This is a genomic window from Pseudomonas sp. TE3911 (genome assembly GCF_054062775.1).
Window position 1 is genome coordinate 5,766,995 of sequence record NZ_JBSSFP010000001.1, and the last position, 18,692, is coordinate 5,785,686.

An 18,692-nucleotide genomic window follows, 5' to 3' on the forward strand; every position below is an offset into this window, starting at 1 on the left:
TGGCGTTAAATGTCTACTAATTTGTAACCTGTTGCCAATGGGATCTCGCGTCGCTGCACCTAATCTTGATGCCACAACAATAGACCGGACTAGCTCATGGACTTCGTGCCTTACGCGGTACCGTTTTTCATCGCCCTGATCGTGGTGGAATTGCTCGCTGACCGTTGGCGCGGTCAGCGCAACTACCGGGTCGCGGACGCCATCAACAGCCTCAGCACCGGCGTGCTGTCCACCACCACGGGGTTGTTGACCAAGGGCGTCGGGCTGCTGACCTACGCATTCGCCCTCAAGCACTTGGCGCTGATCGAACTGCCTGCCCAGAGTGTCTGGACCTGGGTCTTCGCCTTTGTGCTCTACGACTTCTGCTACTACTGGCTGCACCGGATGGGGCACGAGCGCAATATCCTGTGGGCCGCGCACTCGGTGCATCATCAGAGCGAGGACTACAACCTCAGCACCGCCCTGCGCCAGACCAGCACCGGGTTTCTGCTGAGCTGGATTTTCTACCTGCCCCTGGCCGTGCTCGGCGTGCCGTTGGTGGTATTCATCAGCGTCGCCTCGCTCAACCTGCTCTATCAATTCTGGGTGCACACCCGTCATGTGCCCAAGCTCGGCTGGTTCGAGTGGTTCTTCGTCACGCCATCCAATCATCGGGCCCACCATGCACAGAACGCTCTTTACATGGATCGCAACTACGGCGGGGTGTTCATTCTTTGGGACCGGCTGTTCGGCACCTTCCAGGAAGAAGACGACAACGAACCGGTGGTTTTTGGTGTGACGACCCCCTTGGCGAGTTGGAACCCGCTGTGGGCCAACTTGCAGTTTTATGCGCAGCTTTGGAGCGATGCGCGGCGTACCGAGAGTAAGTGGGACAAGCTGCGCATCTGGTTCATGCGCACCGGCTGGCGCCCTGCTGACGTGAAGGCCAAATACCCCCTGGCCAAGCCTGACTTGAGCCAGTTCCGCAAATTCGACGTGCCGCTGGACGCGCGCCAACAGGTGTACATCGCCCTGCAGTTTGCCGCGTATGTGGGGTTTGGCAGCTATTTGATGAATTTCGGCGAGGGTTTGCCCGCCACCGCGCTGATTGTGGGCTGGGGTGCGATGGCGTTTGGGTTGTTTACGTTGGGCGTGGCTCTGGAGAATCGCCCGTGGACCTTGAAGGCTGAGCTGGTACGGCTGGCATTGAATGTACCGCTGGTGTGGCTGGCACCGCAGGTCGGGCTGTGGCCGGCCAGCCACTTGGGCTGGCTTGGGCTGCTGAGTTATAGCCTGCTCAGCGTGATCGGCCTCTACTGTTGTAGAAGCCGGCTTACTCGACTGGTGTCTTAGGCGCTTCGATCGAGGCAGGCTCGGCCGCGAGCCGGGCCTTGGCATCTGCACAGGCCTGGCGGGCGATTCGAGCGTTCTTGAAGCGGCGCCGCAGCCACAGGCCAAAGCCTAGTAACAACAACGCGCCGAGCACCCACAATTCGTACTTTTTGACGCTGCCGAGCATGCCTTCCAGTACTGCGCCGAAGTGATAAGCCGCCGCACCCAAAGCCGCGGCCCAGATGGCAGCACCAATCCCGTTGAGGATCAGGTAGCGCAGTGGCGGGTAGCCCGACAGACCAATCGCGACCGGCATCACCGTGCGCAATCCGTAGACGAAGCGGAAACTCAGCACCCAGATATCCGGGTGTTTGCGGATATGTTCCAGTGCTTTGTCGCCCATCAGTTGCCAGCGCGGCTTGCGTGCCAGCAGTTTGCGGCCATGCTTGCGCCCCATGTAATACCAAAGCTGGTCGCCGGCGTAGCTGCCAAAGAAGGCAACGACCACCACCAGGTTGATATCCATGTAGCCACGGAACGCCAGGAAGCCTGCGAGCACCAGAATGGTCTCGCCTTCAAAGAACGTCCCGAGGAAGAGGGCAAAGTAGCCGAAGTCATGCAGAAATTGTTGAAGCATGGTCTGGGTGCTGGCGAAATGAACGCGCAGCCTACGCCTTCGTGAACATTCATGAAAGTATCGAGATGTGTCACGAAGTGAACAATTCCTACATAAACGACGAATGCGACTACAGGTCGCATCGATAAGCACAACTGTCATACCTTCGTCATAATGGCCGCTTATAACTGCAACGCTCGCCCGTAAACCCGGGCTCAGGAGTCTGTCGTGAGCTTTACCCCTGCCAATCGCCTGTTCCCAGCCACTCGTCTGCGTCGCAATCGCCGTGATGATTTTTCTCGCCGTCTGGTTCGTGAAAACGTACTGACGACGAATGATCTGATCCTGCCGGTGTTTGTGCTCGATGGCGAAAATCGTCGGGAAGCCGTTGCGTCAATGCCAGGGGTGGAGCGTCTGACCATTGATCTGCTGCTGGAAGAGGCGGCGGGTTGGGTCGAACTGGGGATTCCGGCGTTGGCGCTGTTCCCGGTCACGCCGGCTGAACTCAAGTCCCTCGATGCGGCCGAAGCCTGGAACCCGCACGGGATCGCCCAGCGCGCAACACGTGCTCTGCGCGAGCGTTTCCCTGAGTTGGGGGTGATCACCGACGTGGCGTTGGACCCGTTCACCACCCACGGTCAGGATGGCATCCTGGACGAAGACGGCTATGTTCAGAACGACATCACCGTCGATGCGTTGGTCAGGCAGGCCTTGTCCCACGCCGCGGCAGGCGCCCAGGTGGTCGCACCTTCGGACATGATGGACGGCCGCATCCAGGCGATTCGCGAAGCCCTGGAGCTGGCCGGCCACGTCAATGTGCGAATCATGGCCTATTCAGCGAAGTACGCCAGCGCCTACTACGGCCCGTTCCGGGACGCGGTGGGCTCGGCATTGAACTTGGGCAAGGCCAACAAGGCCTCTTACCAGATGGATCCTGCCAATAGCCATGAAGCCTTGCACGAAGTGGCGGCCGATCTGGCCGAAGGCGCCGACATGGTGATGGTCAAGCCGGGGATGCCGTACCTGGACATCCTTTGGCGGGTCAAAGATGAATTCAAGGTGCCGACCTTTGTCTATCAGGTCAGCGGCGAATACGCCATGCACATGGCTGCAATACAGAATGGATGGTTGAGTGAAGGGGTGATTCTGGAATCCCTGACGGCCTTTAAACGTGCCGGAGCTGATGGCATTCTGACCTACTTTGCCGCCCGCGCCGCCCAATTGCTTAGAGAGCAACAATAGCCCTCACAGGAACACTCGATGAATACCGAAGGACTCTCCGAAGTTGCAGTAAAAGACGCTCACCCGGTGGTTGAACAAGTCGCCGAGACCCCGCCGGAGCTGGAACCGGCTCCGCCTGCCGTGGTGGCCGAAGTACCAGCGCCGGCGCCAGTGCCGATGGTGACCAACCTGGATGACAGCAGCCTTTACATCCACCGCGAGCTGTCGCAACTGCAATTCAACATCCGCGTGCTGGAACAGGCGCTGGATGAGTCCTACCCGTTGCTGGAGCGGCTGAAATTCCTGCTGATTTTCTCCAGCAACCTGGACGAGTTCTTCGAGATCCGTGTTGCCGGCCTCAAAAAGCAGATCACCTTCGCCCGCGAACAAGCCGGCGCCGACGGCCTGCAACCGCACCAGGCGTTGGCGCGCATCAGCGAGCTGGTGCACGGCCATGTGGACCGCCAATACGCGATCCTCAACGACATCCTGCTGCCGGAGCTGGAAAAACATCAGGTCCGCTTCATCCGTCGCCGTCACTGGACCACCAAGATCAAAACGTGGGTGCGTCGCTATTTCCGTGACGAGATCGCGCCAATCATCACGCCGATCGGCCTCGACCCGACGCACCCGTTCCCATTGCTGGTGAACAAGAGCCTCAACTTCATCGTTGAGCTGGAAGGTATCGACGCCTTCGGTCGCGATTCCGGCCTGGCGATCATCCCGGCGCCGCGTTTGCTGCCACGGATCATCAAGGTGCCGGAAGAGGTGGGGGGCGCTGGCGACAACTATGTATTCCTGTCCTCGATGATCCACGCCCACGCCGATGATCTGTTCCAAGGCATGAAGGTCAAGGGCTGCTACCAGTTCCGCCTGACCCGTAACGCCGACCTGGCGCTCGACTCCGAAGACGTCGAAGACTTGGCCCGTGCCCTGCGCGGCGAGCTGTTCTCGCGGCGCTACGGCGATGCGGTGCGCCTGGAAGTGGCCGACACCTGCCCGAAACACCTGTCGGACTACCTGCTCAAGCAGTTCAACCTGGGCGAGACCGAGTTGTATCAGGTCAACGGTCCGGTGAACCTTACGCGTCTGTTCAGCATCACCGGCCTGGACAGCCACCCGGAGCTGCAATACACGCCGTTCACGCCGCAGATCCCGAAACTGCTGCAAAACAGCGAGAACATCTTCAGCGTTGTGAGCAAGCAGGACATCCTGCTGCTGCACCCGTTCGAGTCCTTCACTCCGGTGGTCGACCTGCTGCGCCAGGCCGCCAAGGACCCGCACGTGTTGGCCGTACGCCAGACCCTGTACCGCAGCGGCGCCAACTCGGAAATCGTCGATGCCCTGGTGGACGCTGCGCGCAACGGCAAGGAAGTCACTGCGGTAATCGAGTTGCGTGCGCGGTTCGACGAAGAATCCAACCTGCAACTGGCCAGCCGTCTGCAAGCGGCCGGCGCGGTGGTGATCTACGGCGTGGTGGGCTTCAAGACACACGCCAAGATGATGCTGATCCTGCGCCGCGAAGCGGGTGAGATCGTGCGCTACGCCCACTTGGGTACCGGCAACTACCACGCTGGCAACGCCAAGCTCTATACCGACTACAGCCTGCTGACTTCCGACGACGCCTTGTGTGAAGACGTCGGCAAGTTGTTCAGCCAGTTAATCGGCATGGGCAAGACCTTGCGCATGAAGAAGCTGCTGCACGCGCCGTTCACCCTGAAGAAGGGCATGCTCGACATGATTGCCCGCGAAACCCAGTTCGCCCTCGACGGCAAACCGGCGCACATCATTGCCAAGTTCAACTCGCTGACCGATCCGAAGATCATCCGCGCGCTGTACAAGGCCAGCCAGTCCGGCGTGCGTATCGACTTGGTGGTGCGTGGCATGTGCTGCCTGCGTCCGGGCATTGTTGGCGTGTCGCACAATATCCATGTGCGTTCGATCATTGGCCGCTTCCTGGAGCACACGCGGGTGTTCTACTTCCTCAACGGCGGCGAAGAACAGATGTTCCTGTCCAGTGCCGACTGGATGGAGCGCAACCTGGATAAGCGTGTGGAGACCTGCTTCCCAGTAGAGGGCAAGAAGCTGATCATGCGGGTTAAGAAAGAGCTGGAAAGCTACCTGACCGACAACACCCACAGCTGGAGCCTGCAATCCGACGGCCGTTACGTGCGCAACACGCCGACCGGCAACCAGAACCCACGCAGTGCGCAGGCGACGTTGCTGGAGAAGTTGGGCAGTCCGATTCTGTCGGTGAACTAAGCACCGACGCGGTCTGAAAATGTGGGAGGGGGCTTGCTCCCGATGAGGGAGTGTCAGTCAACAGATTCATTGACTGGTCCACCGCCATCGGGAGCAAGCCCCCTCCCACAGTTGTTTCCGGTGTTCTCTAGCGCAGGTTCAGGCTGAACCCCACTCGTGTCAGCCACTCCGCTTCCTGGGCGAAGTCCGCCTGGGTCAGTTGGTTCTCATCCAGCCAGCCTTTCGGGAACACGACATCCAGGCTCTCGCCATTGGCGCGCAGGCTCACCTGAGGCATTTCCTGGGTGCCGCGAATGTGGTGAAACAGGATCGCGAAGCGCAGCAGTACGCACAGGCGGATCAGCTTGATGCCTTCATCACCGAACTCGGCAAACTTATCCTTGGGAATATTGCGACGATGGCCGCGCACCAGCAGTGCGAGCATCTGCTGGTCTTCCCGGGAGAAACCGGCCAGGTCGGAGTGCTCGATCAGGTAGGCGCCGTGCTTGTGGTAATGGTAGTGGGCGATATCCAGGCCTACCTCATGCACCTTGGCGGCCCAGCCCAGCAGCTCTCGCCATACGCCGTCTTCCAGGTCCCAGTCCTCGGCCACTTGGTCGAACGCGTGCAAGGCTTTGCGTTCCACACGGGCGGCTTGTTCCAGGTCGACGTGATAACGCTCCATCAGCGAGCTGAGCGTGCGCTCACGTACGTCCTCGTGGTGATGGCGGCCCAGCAGGTCGTAGAGCACACCTTCGCGCAGGGCGCCGTCACAGTGGTCCATGCGTTGCAGTTCGAGGGCGTCGAAGATGGCTTCGAGAATCGCCAGGCCGGCCGGGAAAATGGTGCGACGGTCGGGCTTGATGCCGTCGAAGTCGATTTTCTCGGCGTCCCCCAGTTTGAATAGCTTGCGCTTGAGCCACGCCAGGCCTTCGGCGTTGACCTCACCCGTGCCATGGCCGCCGGCCTTGAGTGCCAGGCCGATAGCACGGATGGTGCCAGACGAGCCGATGGCCTCATCCCAGGTCAGGCGGTGCAGGGCGTGTTCGATACTCATGATTTCCAGCCGCGCTGCGGTGTAGGCCTGGGCGTAGCGCGCCGGAGTGATCTTGCCGTCCTTAAAGTAACGTTGGGTATAGCTGACGCAACCCATCTGCAGGCTTTCGCGTAGCAGCGGTTCGAAACGCTGGCCGATGATGAACTCGGTACTGCCGCCGCCGATGTCCGCCACCAGACGCTTGCCGGGGGTGTCGGCCAAGGTGTGGGACACGCCTAGATAGATCAGGCGCGCTTCTTCACGGCCGGAGATGACTTCTACCGGGTGGCCGAGGATTTCCTCGGCGCGGCGGATGAATTCGCCGCGATTGCGCGCTTCGCGCAGGGCATTAGTGCCGACAATCCGCACCGCGCCCAGGGGCATACCGTTAATCAGCTGCGCAAAACGCTTGAGGCAATCGAGCCCGCGCTGCATGGATTCTTCATTGAGCTGGCGGGCGTCGTCGATCCCGGCAGCCAGTTGCACTTTCTCGCCGAGCCGTTCAAGGATGCGGATTTCGCCGTTCTGGGCCTTAGCCACGACCATGTGAAAGCTATTGGAACCCAGGTCTATGGCGGCGATCAGGGACAGATTCTTGGCTTGGGATTGCGGCATGGTTTGGGGGTCTCGGTCGATAACCTGACCATCGTGCCACGATCGACCGCTGGCGCCAACGCGTAGCGCCATAGGATTTCCAATCAGGGCTTCAGCGGAAATTGCCGATGCGGGTTGTAGGAGATTTTCATGACGATTGCATTACAAAGTTAACAGATGCCGTAGTCCTTGATTTCCGGGGCTTTATTTATGGGATTGGTAACTAATTCCTACATGCTTCTGTATTAGTTCTCCAAGTTGTTGTTTTGATTCGCACAACGAATATTCCAGTGTGGAATGGCTGCCGCTGAGTACTCTTACAATCATTGATATTTTTTCCGGTTTAATTGAAGGGGTGGAGTGTTAATACTTCGGTCCGGCGATTTTGCCTAGGTGTTATTTATTTATAGTTGAGCGTTCGGTGTGGGCGGCTTTTAAATGTGGGCTTGTAAGATTGGCTTTTAGATGGTTTGAGTTTTTAGTTGTGCGCAGATAAATGATCTTTGATAATAAGGTGGACTGTATATGAAAAATAAAAGTGCTTTGTTTGGGGGCGTGTTCCTTGCAGTTGCTTGCCTGAGCGTTCAAGCTGCGGACTTACGTGTCAAAGGCTCCATTGCACCTTCCAGTTGCAGTTTTACACTCACAAATTCGACCATTGATTATGGCAAAATCAATCCGAGCTCTTTAAGCGCCACCCAATATAATCCGTTACCAAACAAAAGCACTCCGTTCGTCATAAAGTGTGCTGCACAAGCTCGGGTCGCTATAAGTGCAACGGATAATCGTGCGGCAAGTAAAGTGGGTGGCATAACACTTCAATATGGTTCGCAGTACAATGATAACTATAACTACGGGCTTGGTAATACCGGTAATGGTGAACATATCGGCGGTTATATTTTATACATGAGAAGTTCGGTGGCTGATGGCAAGGCTGTCAATATTATGCAGTCATTCGACAATGGTGGCGTTTGGCGCGGTATCGCCGGTGCCATGGCGCAAACTCCTGTCTTGACCAGCTGGTGGTCGGGTGACCTTACACCGCTGAAGTTTTCCACGCTGTCCGGTACGCTAAACGTTCGGGCCATTCTTAATAAGACATCCGCTCTCAGCCTCAGTAATGAAATCAAGCTGGACGGTCATGCCACGCTGGAACTGAAGTACATCTGAACATAACTACCCTAATGGTCAACTGGGGCTGATTGCTTTTCGGCGGGGCGACGGCGCTCTGCAGTGAATTTTTTCAGTGCCAGGCCTATGGGCGAGTTTTATCTGTGGCTATCCATTTTTTTGTTAAAGGTGATAAGTTTGAAAAATAAAATTATTGTAATGATGGGTGTATGTTTGGCTGCGACGGGGCTCAATGCCCAAGCAGCTGATGTCCGTGTTAAAGGAACCATCGCGCCCGCAAGCTGCAGCTTTACGATAGTCAACTCGGTATTTGATTACGGTATGATTCGACCGAGTTCGCTAAGTGCCACCCATTACACAAAGTTGGATAAAAAAAGCACGCCCTTTACCGTCAAATGCGATGCACCTACTTTGGTAAGCATCAAGACACAGGACAATCGTGCAAGCAGTAAAGTGCCTGGTATGATGCGAAGTGCATTTAATCAGACCTATGTTGACACCTTTAACTATGGGCTAGGCACGTCATCCAAAGGTGAGAAAGTTGGCGGTTACGTTATGTTCATGGCCAATACCGTTGCTGACGGTAAAACGGTCAGGGTTAATGGTTCGAACAATAACGGCGTTACTTGGTCCGTCGGCGACGGGGCCCTGGCACAGCCTCCGCATTTGACAAGCTGGGCGTCTGGGACCACTACGCCGATTAAACTTTCAGTGGTTTCCGGAAACTTGCAAGTGCAAGGGGTTATCAACAAGACCTCTGCTTTTTCCGTCGGTGAGGGTATCAATCTGGATGGCCATGCCACCTTAGAGTTACGTTACTTGTAAGCAATGTTGAGTCGGTCAGCACACGTTGAAACTTTAGGTGTTTGAAGTTTTAACGTGTTCTGACTGTTTTGCTGTGTTCGAAGTAAAGGAAGCGTCGGATGTGTATCGTCTCCAAGTCGAAGTTCTTTTTAGCGTTTAGCGTGTGCGTTAACTTTCTTTTATGCGGTGTGGCGTACGCCGATGGCATGGAGCCTGAAACCACTGTCATTGTGCTAAATGAGTCCGATGGCGAGGCCAGTATTAACGTCAAAAATACTGACGTCGGGCCTGCGCTACTCCATTCGGCTATTGAAGATGTTCCGGAAGACCTGGAACCCTTGGTGGTTGTCACTCCCCCGGTTGCAAGGGTGGATGGTGGCCAACTGCAAATGGTGAGGTTCATGTTGATTGGCAAGGAACCGCTCAAGACTCAGCGTTTGAAGCGTGTCACCTTCGAGGGTATCCCACAAACCCAGCCAGGCTCGGGTGCGACGATCGGTATCAGCCTGCGACAAAACCTGCCGCTGATTCTCCATCCCAAGGGACTGCCACAGCACAATGCGCCTTGGGAGTTACTGACCTGGCGCCTGCAGGGCAAAACGTTGAGCGTGCATAACGACAGTCCCTATGTCGTTCGTTTGGCCGCCGAGGTGCAACTGAACCCGCAAAAAGCCAAAGCCTATCTTTCACGCACCTATATCTTGCCGGGTGAGGTGCTGAGCGCTGAATTTTCAAGCGCTCACCCTGATGCCACGTCAGTCACCATAATGCCTGCCACTGTTTATGGATTTACCGTAGACAACTACGATGCCTTGCTCCTAGCCAACATGCCTTGACCTCGTATGGGAAAAATAAACGAGGTTACCGGCGCTGTTGGTAAAAAACGGTGTGGGGGTAAAAAGGCCGCAGCGCCTTTTAAGTTCAACCGAGTCAGTCTCTCAGCCTGCGTAGCGATGTTTTCTGGCGCCGCAGTACACGTTTACGCCGGGCCCGGGGCGCACCCGCTGGAATTCGATCTCACTATCTTGCAGCATCGCGGACTCGATCCTTCGGTTGCCCGCTATTTTCGAGACGCGCCACGATTCACTGAAGGTGTTCGGGTTGTTGATCTGACGGTCAATGGTGATCGCGTTGGATTGACCGATGCGCGGTTCAACCATGAAGGGGCGTTGTGCTTTACCCGTGGCTTGCTGGACCGAGCAGGGCTGCGTGTACCTGCTTCAGTGATAGATAAACAGGTTTCTGCTGACCAGGCCTGTCATGACTTCCTTACCGAGTTTCCCAGCACGGAATTGAACCTGCGTCCGGGCAACGAGGAGGTAGCGATCGTCGTTCCCACCCAGGCGATCCGTGAGCCGCAACGAGCCACTGGCCATTTCGCTCGAGGTGGAGCGGCGGGCTTGCTCAACTATGACGTGCAAGGCATCAACAGTCATTCGCGCGATGCCAGGGGCCGTTTTCTATCGGCGTCCACGGAGGTGGGGTTTAACGTAGGCGATTGGATTGCGCGCAGCCGTCAGCTCTATATCTCTACCGATGGTCGGTCTGGGGCCGAGCACCTGTACGCCTATGCGCAACGGGATATTGCGCGGTTGGCGTCGACCCTCCAGGTGGGGCAGATATCCGGTAACAGCCCGGTGTTCGGCGGGGTGCAACTGACCGGTTTCCAACTGTCTCCAGACGGTGTCGACGGCGGTGCCGGCGGTAATGGAGTAGTGGTCGAAGGCCAGGCCCTTAGCCAGTCTCGGATAGAGGTACGCCAGTCGGGCGCACTGATCTACACAACAGTCGTGCCAGAAGGGCCGTTTGCATTGAGCAACCTGCCGTTGCTCAACGGCACGAGTGACCTTGATGTACGGGTCATTGAGACCCGTGGCGGACAGCGTAGCTTTGTAGTGCCGGCCGCTTCGTTTCGCGATGCGATGCCGGTGAAGTCTGGGTATACCGCGGCCGTCGGCAAGATACGGGATGTGGAACGTAGCGGTGCCGATGAGCCTATGCTGGCCGTGGCAAGCGGGACCTGGGCGCTCACCCCCGCCACGGCCCTCAGTTCGGGTGTGCAGGTTACCGATCATTACAATTCGGTGGGGCTTGCGCTGGACAGCAGTTTCGCGCAGCGATTCTCTGTTGGCCTGCGTAACAACCTCTCACGGGACAACAAGAACAACGTACGGGGTGTGCGTAATAGCGTTTCGTTGGGCAGCGTGCTGCCGGGTGACGTGCAGATGACCCTGAGCGCTACGACCCAGACACCTGGCTATCGTGATGTGCTCGATAGTGTGCGCGCTGACAGTGGTGAGTTGGCGAACTCGCGGTTCAAAAACCAATACACGGCAGGTCTCAGCTGGGCGGACCCGCAATTGGGTGTGTTCACGATTGGGTACACCCGTGCTGCAAACTTCAACAGTAGCGCCTCTCAGTATGTACATGGCGCCTGGAACAAGCAGTTCAGGTACGCCAATGTCGGGTTGAGCGTGGACTCGCAAGTTGGCACTTCTGGCACTAACAAGAACAACAACGATGGGCTAGGCGTGCGTTTGCAAGTCAGTGTTCCCTTGGGGGGTGATCGTTCGCTCACTTCTACCGCCAGGCACCAGGGGCGTCGATCGAGTATTGGCGCAGCCTTCAACGAACGCGTCGACGACACACTCAATTATGAACTGCGCACTGACAGCGACCTTGGTACGGCCGCCCGGCATGCGCAGGGCGGTTTGCTCAACATGACGTCCCGTTATGCTCAGTTGGGCCTGGGCATCAACCGGGACTCGACCAACACCAGCTATAGCGGTCAGTTGCAGGGCGCAGTCGTGGCTCATGAGCGGGGGCTGACGCTGTCTCCGTACAGGGTCGAGGATACGTTTGGGGTTGCGTCGGTCGGCGATGTGTCGGGCGCGCGTATCACTACACCCCAGGGGCCTGTATGGACCGATCGGTGGGGAATGGCGGTGATACCGGGATTGCCCGCTTATCAAAGCAGCCTTGTCGAGGTGGAAGGCAAATCCCTGCCACGGCAGGTAGATATCAAGAACGGCACCCAATCCCTGGAAGTTGGACGAGGCTCATTCAGCAAGGTCGACTTTGAAGTGGTTAAGGTCAGGAGGGTGCTGTTGCGTGCCGTCGATCAGAGTGGCCAAGCGTTACCCAAAGGTGCTTCGGTGCTTACGGCAGACAATTCATTCCTGACCTCCGTCGTCGGAGACGGCCTGATTTTCCTGAATAACATCGACGCGCCACAAACCTTGACCGTGTCATCGCCGAACGCGACCTCCTGCAAACTGCAACTCGAACTGTCGGAACAAATCGATGAAAGCCAACTTTATGAAAATACAGCGGCGGTCTGCAGCTAAAAGTGCTTTGACGTCAGGGATGCTCGCGGCGGTGGTGAGCCTATTGACGGTTTTTGAGGCGTCGGCTTCTGAGTGCCACCTGTCAGTGAGCCAACCGCAAATTGATTACGGGCTTCTGCGCCCCGTTTCAAAGCCTGATGCTCGCGGGGTTTTCCTGGGTAAGCGCATGGTGCGTGTGAGCGTGGTGTGCACTGATGCTAGGTTTATAGCCCTGCGTTTTATGGGCGTGCCTGCCGACGGTCAAGGTTTCAGGTTTGGTCGGGAGGGGCGGTTTGACCTGACGCTGCAGCAGCCAGTGCTCGATAGCCAGGCGATAGAGTTGGCGCCGATGCACAACAGGGCCGAGCGCGGTGGTCACCTGAGGCCGGACCAAGCGCTGGTGCTGTTGAAGGCAGGGCAGCCTGTCAGCGGGCGGGTGTTTTCAGCGCAGGTGCAGATTGACACCTATCTCTCGAATGCCGCCGCCTCAGTACGCGATAAAACGTTATTGGAGGGCGGCGGGCGCTTCGAGTTGGTACCTGGCGGCTAATCGATCAGGCGTGGGCTTCTGTTGTACCGATGAAGTTTGCCAACTCAGCGGTCTGGGGATTGGCAAACAGCAGTTTTGGATCGCCGACTTCATGCACCTTGCCCTGGTGCATAAATACCAGCTTGTCACCGACTTCCCGGGCGAAGCGCATTTCGTGCGTCACCATGATCAAGGTCATACCGTCCTTGGCCAGCTGGCGCACCACGCTGAGCACTTCGTTGACCAACTCCGGGTCCAGGGCTGAGGTGATTTCATCGCACAGCAGCACTTTGGGTGACATAGCCAGGGCACGGGCAATGGCGACGCGCTGTTGCTGGCCGCCGGACAAGCGATCTGGGAAAGCGTCGAATTTCTCTCCCAGCCCAACGCGTTCCAGCATCTGCTTGGCCAACTGTGCCGCTTTGGCCTTGGGCACTTTCTGCACCACTTGTGGCGCGAGCATGACGTTTTCACCCACCGTCAGGTGCGGGAACAGGTTGAACTGTTGGAACACCATGCCGACTTTCTGCCGCAGGCTGCGCAAGTCAGCGCGGGCGGCATCAAGGTATTCGCCGTCGACCTCGATCACTCCATCGTTAATCGACTCCAGGCCATTGAGGGTACGCAGCAGGGTGGATTTACCCGAGCCGCTGCGCCCGATGATCGCCACCACCTGGCCTTCTTCAACCGTCAGGTCGATGCCCTTGAGGACGTGGTGATCGCCGTAATACTTATGCAGGGCGGAAATTCTAAGCAGAGGCATGCAGTCTCCTTTCCAGGTAGCGAGCACTGAGGGACAAGGGGTAGCAAAGCAGGAAGTAACCGAGGGCCACCAGGCCGTAGACCATGAAGGGCTCGAAGGTCGCGTTGGCGAGCATGCCGCCGGTCTTGGTCAATTCGGTGAAGCCGATGATGGAGGTCACGGCGGTGCCTTTGACCACCTGCACCGAGAACCCCACCGTTGGCGCCACGGCGATCCGCAGGGCCTGGGGCAGGATCACGTAGCGCAGTTGTTCAAGCGGATTCAGCGCCAGGCTGGCCGAGGCTTCCCACTGCCCGTGGGCGATGGAGTCGACACAACCGCGCCAGATCTCAGCGAGGTAGGCGCTGGTAAACAATGTCAGGGCAATCGCCGCTGCCAGCCACGGTGAAATATCCACCCCCAGCAGGGCGATGCCGAAGAACACCAGGAACAGCTGCATCAACAACGGCGTGCCCTGGAACAGCTCGATGTAGGTGCGCGCAAGATTGCGCGCGAACGCCTTGCTGCTGATGCGCATGGTCATCACCAGCAAGCCGATCAGGCCGCCGCCGATGAACGCCACCAGCGACAGCAACAGCGTCCACTGAAGGCCCGTAAGCAGATTGCGTACGATGTCCCAGAAGGAAAAATCACTCATCGGCTATTCCTCATCACAAAGCGGCGGCCGATCCAGTTGAGCAACTGGCGAATCATTAACGCCATGCACAGGTACACCAGGGTGGTCAGGGCATAGGTTTCAAACGCGCGAAAATTACGCGACTGAATAAAGTTGGCGGCGAAGCTCAGCTCTTCGGTGGCGATCTGTGAACACACCGCCGAACCGAGCATCACGATGATGATCTGGCTGCTCAGTGCCGGCCACACTTTGCCCAGCGCCGGCAGCAACACCACATGGCGGAACGCTTCGAAACGCGTCATCGCCAGCGCGGCGGCGGCTTCCAGTTGCCCGCGCGGGATGGCCTGGATGCCGGCGCGAATGATCTCCGTGGAGTAGGCCCCCAGGTTGATCACCATCGCCAATACGGCGGCTTGCCACTCGGTAATCTTTAGCCCCAGGGACGGCAGGCCAAAGAAGATGAAGAACAGTTGCACCAGGAACGGCGTGTTGCGGATCAACTCGACATAGACGCCGAAGAACCAGGCAAACGGCTGGATCTTCCACGCCCGCACCACCGCGCCGACGGTGCCCAGGGCCACCCCCAGGATCGCACCGATGGCCGTCAGCTCAAGGGTGAACAACGCGCCGCGCAACAGCAGATCGGTATTGGCCAGCACCGGCACAAAGTCAAATTGATACGCCATGAGTCAGCTCCGTCGTATCAAAGATCGGCGGGCAGCGGCTCTTTCAGCCATTGCATCGCGTTCTTTTCCAGGCTGCCATCGGCCTTGGCCGCGACCAGGATCTGGTTGACCTTCTCCAGCAGCGCCGGCTCGTTTTTGTTCACGCCGACGTACACCGGCGAATCTTTGAGTTTCACTTTCAGCGCTGGCACGCGTTTCGGGTTGCGCTCGCTGATCGCCACCATCACCACGTTGCCGCTGGCGATCAGGTCGACCTGGCCTGCCAGGTAGGCGGCGATGGTGGAGTTATTGTCTTCGAAGCGCTTGATGGTCGCTTCCTTGGGCGCTACTGCGGTCAGCTCGATGTCTTCGATGGCGCCACGGGTCACGCTGATGGTCTTGCCCTTAAGGTCGTCGGTGCTGCTGATGGCGGCATCAGGTGGGCCGAATACGGCCAGGTAGAACGGCGCGTAAGCCTTGGAGAAGTCGATGACTTTTTCTCGCTCCGGGTTTTTGCCCAGGCTGGAGATCACCAGATCAACCTTGCCGGTGGTGAGGAACGGGATGCGGTTGGTGCTGTTGACCGGGGTCAGCTCCAGCTTGACCTTGAGTTGGTCGGCCAGCAGCTTGGCAGTATCGATGTCCAGGCCGCGCGGCTTCATGTCGGGGCCGACCGAGCCAAACGGCGGGAAGTCCTGGGGCACGGCTACCTTAAGGGTGCCACGGGCGACGATATCGTCCAGCCCATTGGCCTGGGCGGGTGCCTGGCTCAGCATCAGGCTGGCAAACAGGGCAGTGAGCAGGGCGCTGTAGCGCTTAGTCATGGCAACTCTCCGAAAAGGGCGAAAGGATTTTCTGGATTTGGCTTGCTTGCGTGATTGCACAGCCCATGCCAGTAGGCTCGAAATCGTCTGTAAGGCTGGGATTTGTTGAGCTTCATTGGTCTTACTGGTCTGAACAGTGGCATAGCCTTTCGCACCCTTTTCGAGCGCCGGCAAAAACCTGCGAGCCCCTTTGGGGCGTGGCTTGCCGCCGGCCGCGAATAGCTTTACAACTAGCCGCTCTGCTGACTGAAACCTTGAGTTTTTTATGAATTCCATCGCCCAAGCCGTACCGGAAGCGGCCCTGCAGGCCATTCGCAAACTGATCAAGGAGCAGGGCTTCGGGCCAGGCGACGCGTTGCCGTCCCAACGCGACCTGGCGGTGCAGTTGGGCGTGAGCCGAGCGTCGTTGCGTGAGGCGTTATCGTCCCTGAGTGCGTTGGGCGTGGTCAGCGTGCTGCCGGGCAAAGGCGTATTCGTGCAGGCGGCGGAGGACGCGCCGGGCTTTGCCTGGCCTTTCGCGGCCCAGGCCACGCCGTTGGATATCTTCCAATTGCGCTATGCGCTGGAGGGGTTTGCGGCGGGGCTGGCAGCGGTCACGCTGACCATCGATGAGCTGGACAGTCTTGAGGACAACGTTGAGGCGATGCGCAAGGTGCTCAAGGCCGGCGACTTCGACGCCGCGGCGCGGCTGGACTTCGAGTTTCACCAACGCATCCTGTTGGCCAGCGGCAACCAAGCGATGGTGAGTATTCTCAGTGCCAGCGCCGAGGTGTTCCTGGAAAGTCAGAAATTACCGTTCATCCGGCCAGAGCGGGCCATGGAAACCTGGCAGGAACATCGCAAAATTTTGCGTGCCTTGGCCCGGCGTGCGAGTGCGACAGCGCAGAAAACCATGCAGGAACACGTACGTAATGCAGCGTTACGCACGGGCATTACCTTTGTGAGTCCCGTCGCGTCTTGAATTGGGCTATACCCAAACTCATGCATCACCATAGCAAGACTCAATCAGAGGCGGCTTCCTGAACGGGGGAAGGGCGGCTATGATGGGCAACGTTTTTTTTGCTTACAATCCGGAGACATCCATGAGCAACGATCTTATCAAGCACGTCACCGACGCGACCTTTGAGGCCGAAGTACTCAAGGCTGCTGGCCCGGTGCTGGTTGACTACTGGGCTGAATGGTGCGGCCCTTGCAAAATGATCGCTCCGGTCCTGGACGACATTGCAACTACTTACGAAGGCAAGCTGACCATTGCCAAGCTGAACATCGACGACAATCAGGAAACCCCGGCCAAGCACGGTGTGCGCGGTATTCCTACGCTGATGCTGTTCAAAAACGGCAACGTTGAAGCCACCAAAGTAGGTGCGCTGTCGAAGTCCCAGCTGCAAGCTTTCCTCGACGCCAACATCTAAGCGTCGTCAAAAAGGCCCCGCAAATTGCGGGGCTTTTTCGTTAAACAGGGCTAGACGCTCCGAAATTCAGGTGGTACATTCGGCCCCGCACTGGTTTCTCCACTGCCCCCTGCAAGCCGTCGCCGACGCATTCCTTTTCGATTAGTACGCGATCCTGTCGCCTTCTCTGCGGCGCGGCCTCATTAAGCCAAAAGCTTAATTTCCCCCCCTCCATAAATGATTACGTCATTCCTATATGAATCTGACTGAACTCAAGCAAAAGCCGATTACCGACCTGCTCCAATTGGCCGAAGAAATGGGCATAGAAAATATGGCCCGTTCGCGCAAGCAGGACGTGATTTTCTCCCTGCTCAAGAAGCACGCGAAAAGCGGCGAGGAAATCTCCGGTGATGGCGTGCTGGAGATTCTCCAGGACGGCTTCGGCTTCCTCCGCTCTGCAGACGCTTCCTATCTCGCCGGCCCAGACGATATCTACGTCTCGCCGAGCCAGATCCGTCGCTTCAACTTGCGCACCGGTGACACCATCGTTGGCAAGATCCGTCCACCGAAGGAAGGCGAGCGTTACTTCGCCCTGCTCAAGGTCGACACGATCAACTTCGATCGTCCAGAGAACGCGAAAAACAAGATTCTCTTCGAGAACCTGACCCCGCTGTTCCCGACTGTGCGCATGAAGATGGAAGCCGGTAACGGTTCCACCGAAGACTTGACCGGTCGTGTGATCGACCTGTGCGCTCCGATTGGCAAAGGCCAGCGTGGCCTGATCGTCGCACCGCCGAAAGCCGGTAAGACCATCATGCTGCAGAACATTGCAGCGAACATCGCGCGTAACAACCCTGAAGTTCACCTGATCGTATTGCTGATCGATGAACGTCCGGAAGAAGTGACCGAAATGCAGCGCACCGTGCGCGGCGAAGTGGTTGCCTCGACGTTCGATGAGCCGCCAACCCGCCACGTGCAGGTTGCTGAAATGGTGATCGAGAAGGCCAAGCGCCTGGTCGAACACAAGAAGGACGTGGTGATCCTGCTCGACTCCATCACCCGTCTGGCCCGTGCTTACAACACCGTGATCCCGAGCTCCGGCAAGGTATTGACCGGTGGTGTCGATGCCCACGCCCTGGAGAAGCCGAAGCGTTTCTTCGGCGCCGCGCGGAACATCGAAGAAGGCGGCTCGCTGACCATTATCGCCACCGCGCTGGTTGAAACCGGCTCGAAGATGGACGAAGTGATCTACGAAGAGTTCAAGGGTACCGGCAACATGGAACTGCCTTTGGACCGTCGCATCGCGGAAAAACGCGTGTTCCCGGCGATCAACATCAACCGTTCCGGCACCCGCCGCGAAGAGTTGCTGACTGCCGACGACGAACTGCAGCGTATGTGGATCCTTCGCAAGCTGCTGCACCCGATGGACGAAGTTGCAGCCATCGAGTTCCTTATCGACAAGCTGAAAACCACCAAGACCAACGACGAGTTCTTCCTGTCGATGAAGCGTAAGTAATACGACGTTTCAGGTCCGAAAGAATGGCGCCCCCAGGGGCGCCATTTTTTTTTGCGCGTTTTTTAAGCGCATTCGGCAGTCAAATGCACCGCGATAAGCTGCCAGCCA

At 57.8% G+C, this 18,692-nt stretch carries 17 protein-coding genes; 11 read left to right on the top strand and 6 right to left on the bottom strand.

Annotation, left to right across the window (positions count from 1 at the left end; translation table 11 throughout):
• The first annotated feature begins 96 nt into the window (after nucleotides 1-96).
• Nucleotides 97-1,332 (top strand): sterol desaturase family protein, encoded by a 1,236-nt coding sequence (locus ACVWXD_RS26170; RefSeq protein ID WP_032884328.1) that lies wholly within the window; start codon nucleotides 97-99, stop codon nucleotides 1,330-1,332.
• Here the strand turns inward: ACVWXD_RS26170 and ACVWXD_RS26175 are convergent.
• A complete protein-coding gene (locus ACVWXD_RS26175) occupies nucleotides 1,313-1,948 on the bottom strand; it encodes a DedA family protein (RefSeq protein ID WP_032884326.1) in 636 nt (211 codons plus the stop codon). The two genes, ACVWXD_RS26170 and ACVWXD_RS26175, sit on opposite strands and share 20 nt — an antisense overlap.
• Before the next feature lie 207 nt (nucleotides 1,949-2,155).
• Between ACVWXD_RS26175 and hemB the strand changes: the two genes are divergently transcribed.
• Nucleotides 2,156-3,169 carry a porphobilinogen synthase gene (gene hemB / locus ACVWXD_RS26180; RefSeq protein WP_457371501.1) on the top strand — a complete coding sequence of 338 codons (1,014 nt, stop codon included), beginning with the start codon at nucleotides 2,156-2,158 and terminating at the stop codon, nucleotides 3,167-3,169.
• Between the two features lie 18 nt (nucleotides 3,170-3,187).
• Nucleotides 3,188-5,410, top strand: coding sequence for a polyphosphate kinase 1 (gene ppk1 / locus ACVWXD_RS26185; protein WP_032884322.1), 2,223 nt, complete (start codon nucleotides 3,188-3,190; stop codon nucleotides 5,408-5,410).
• Between the two features lie 127 nt (nucleotides 5,411-5,537).
• On the opposite strand, the gene ppx is transcribed toward ppk1, so the two are convergent.
• Nucleotides 5,538-7,040, bottom strand: a complete 1,503-nt coding sequence (gene ppx / locus ACVWXD_RS26190) for an exopolyphosphatase (protein WP_032884523.1) — start codon at nucleotides 7,038-7,040, stop codon at nucleotides 5,538-5,540.
• 504 nt (nucleotides 7,041-7,544) lie between these two features.
• Between ppx and ACVWXD_RS26195 the strand changes: the two genes are divergently transcribed.
• From ACVWXD_RS26195 to ACVWXD_RS26215, 5 genes are all read left to right on the top strand, one after another.
• Nucleotides 7,545-8,189, top strand: coding sequence for a DUF1120 domain-containing protein (locus ACVWXD_RS26195; RefSeq protein WP_122681935.1), 645 nt, complete (start codon nucleotides 7,545-7,547; stop codon nucleotides 8,187-8,189).
• 63 nt (nucleotides 8,190-8,252) lie between these two features.
• Nucleotides 8,253-8,975: a DUF1120 domain-containing protein gene (locus ACVWXD_RS26200; protein ID WP_155989931.1), complete on the top strand. Its 723-nt coding sequence runs from the start codon at nucleotides 8,253-8,255 to the stop codon at nucleotides 8,973-8,975.
• 98 nt (nucleotides 8,976-9,073) lie between these two features.
• Nucleotides 9,074-9,790 carry a fimbria/pilus chaperone family protein gene (locus ACVWXD_RS26205; protein WP_081797568.1) on the top strand — a complete coding sequence of 239 codons (717 nt, stop codon included), beginning with the start codon at nucleotides 9,074-9,076 and terminating at the stop codon, nucleotides 9,788-9,790.
• 117 nt (nucleotides 9,791-9,907) lie between these two features.
• Nucleotides 9,908-12,301: a fimbria/pilus outer membrane usher protein gene (locus tag ACVWXD_RS26210; protein ID WP_457371502.1), complete on the top strand. Its 2,394-nt coding sequence runs from the start codon at nucleotides 9,908-9,910 to the stop codon at nucleotides 12,299-12,301.
• Nucleotides 12,258-12,830, top strand: coding sequence for a hypothetical protein (locus tag ACVWXD_RS26215; RefSeq protein ID WP_457371503.1), 573 nt, complete (start codon nucleotides 12,258-12,260; stop codon nucleotides 12,828-12,830). Before ACVWXD_RS26210 ends, ACVWXD_RS26215 begins: the two co-directional genes overlap by 44 nt.
• A gap of 4 nt (nucleotides 12,831-12,834) precedes the next feature.
• Here the strand turns inward: ACVWXD_RS26215 and ACVWXD_RS26220 are convergent, their stop codons facing one another.
• Genes ACVWXD_RS26220 through ACVWXD_RS26235 form a run of 4 tightly spaced genes read right to left on the bottom strand, consistent with a single transcriptional unit; the run spans nucleotide 12,835 to nucleotide 15,677 of the window.
• The gene (locus ACVWXD_RS26220) at nucleotides 12,835-13,572 is read right to left on the bottom strand and encodes an amino acid ABC transporter ATP-binding protein (RefSeq protein WP_032884313.1); all 738 of its coding nucleotides are present in this window, start codon (nucleotides 13,570-13,572) and stop codon (nucleotides 12,835-12,837) included.
• Nucleotides 13,559-14,209 (bottom strand): amino acid ABC transporter permease, encoded by a 651-nt coding sequence (locus tag ACVWXD_RS26225; RefSeq protein WP_095185177.1) that lies wholly within the window; start codon nucleotides 14,207-14,209, stop codon nucleotides 13,559-13,561. The genes ACVWXD_RS26220 and ACVWXD_RS26225 overlap by 14 nt, the downstream gene beginning before the upstream one ends.
• Nucleotides 14,206-14,874, bottom strand: coding sequence for an amino acid ABC transporter permease (locus tag ACVWXD_RS26230; protein WP_017736949.1), 669 nt, complete (start codon nucleotides 14,872-14,874; stop codon nucleotides 14,206-14,208). Before ACVWXD_RS26230 ends, ACVWXD_RS26225 begins: the two co-directional genes overlap by 4 nt.
• Before the next feature lie 17 nt (nucleotides 14,875-14,891).
• Nucleotides 14,892-15,677 (bottom strand): transporter substrate-binding domain-containing protein, encoded by a 786-nt coding sequence (locus ACVWXD_RS26235; protein ID WP_017530859.1) that lies wholly within the window; start codon nucleotides 15,675-15,677, stop codon nucleotides 14,892-14,894.
• 265 nt (nucleotides 15,678-15,942) lie between these two features.
• Here ACVWXD_RS26235 and ACVWXD_RS26240 point away from each other — a divergent pair, with 265 nt between their 5' ends.
• The 3 genes from ACVWXD_RS26240 (at nucleotide 15,943) to rho (ending at nucleotide 18,584) form a co-directional block, all read left to right on the top strand.
• A complete protein-coding gene (locus tag ACVWXD_RS26240) occupies nucleotides 15,943-16,638 on the top strand; it encodes a FadR/GntR family transcriptional regulator (RefSeq protein ID WP_032884308.1) in 696 nt (231 codons plus the stop codon).
• Nucleotides 16,639-16,759: 121 nt separating this feature from the next.
• Complete coding sequence (trxA, locus tag ACVWXD_RS26245) at nucleotides 16,760-17,089, top strand: thioredoxin TrxA (protein ID WP_015886460.1); 330 nt, start codon at nucleotides 16,760-16,762, stop codon at nucleotides 17,087-17,089.
• Nucleotides 17,090-17,324: 235 nt separating this feature from the next.
• Nucleotides 17,325-18,584, top strand: a complete 1,260-nt coding sequence (gene rho / locus ACVWXD_RS26250) for a transcription termination factor Rho (protein ID WP_003176825.1) — start codon at nucleotides 17,325-17,327, stop codon at nucleotides 18,582-18,584.
• The last annotated feature ends 108 nt before the right edge of the window (nucleotides 18,585-18,692 follow it).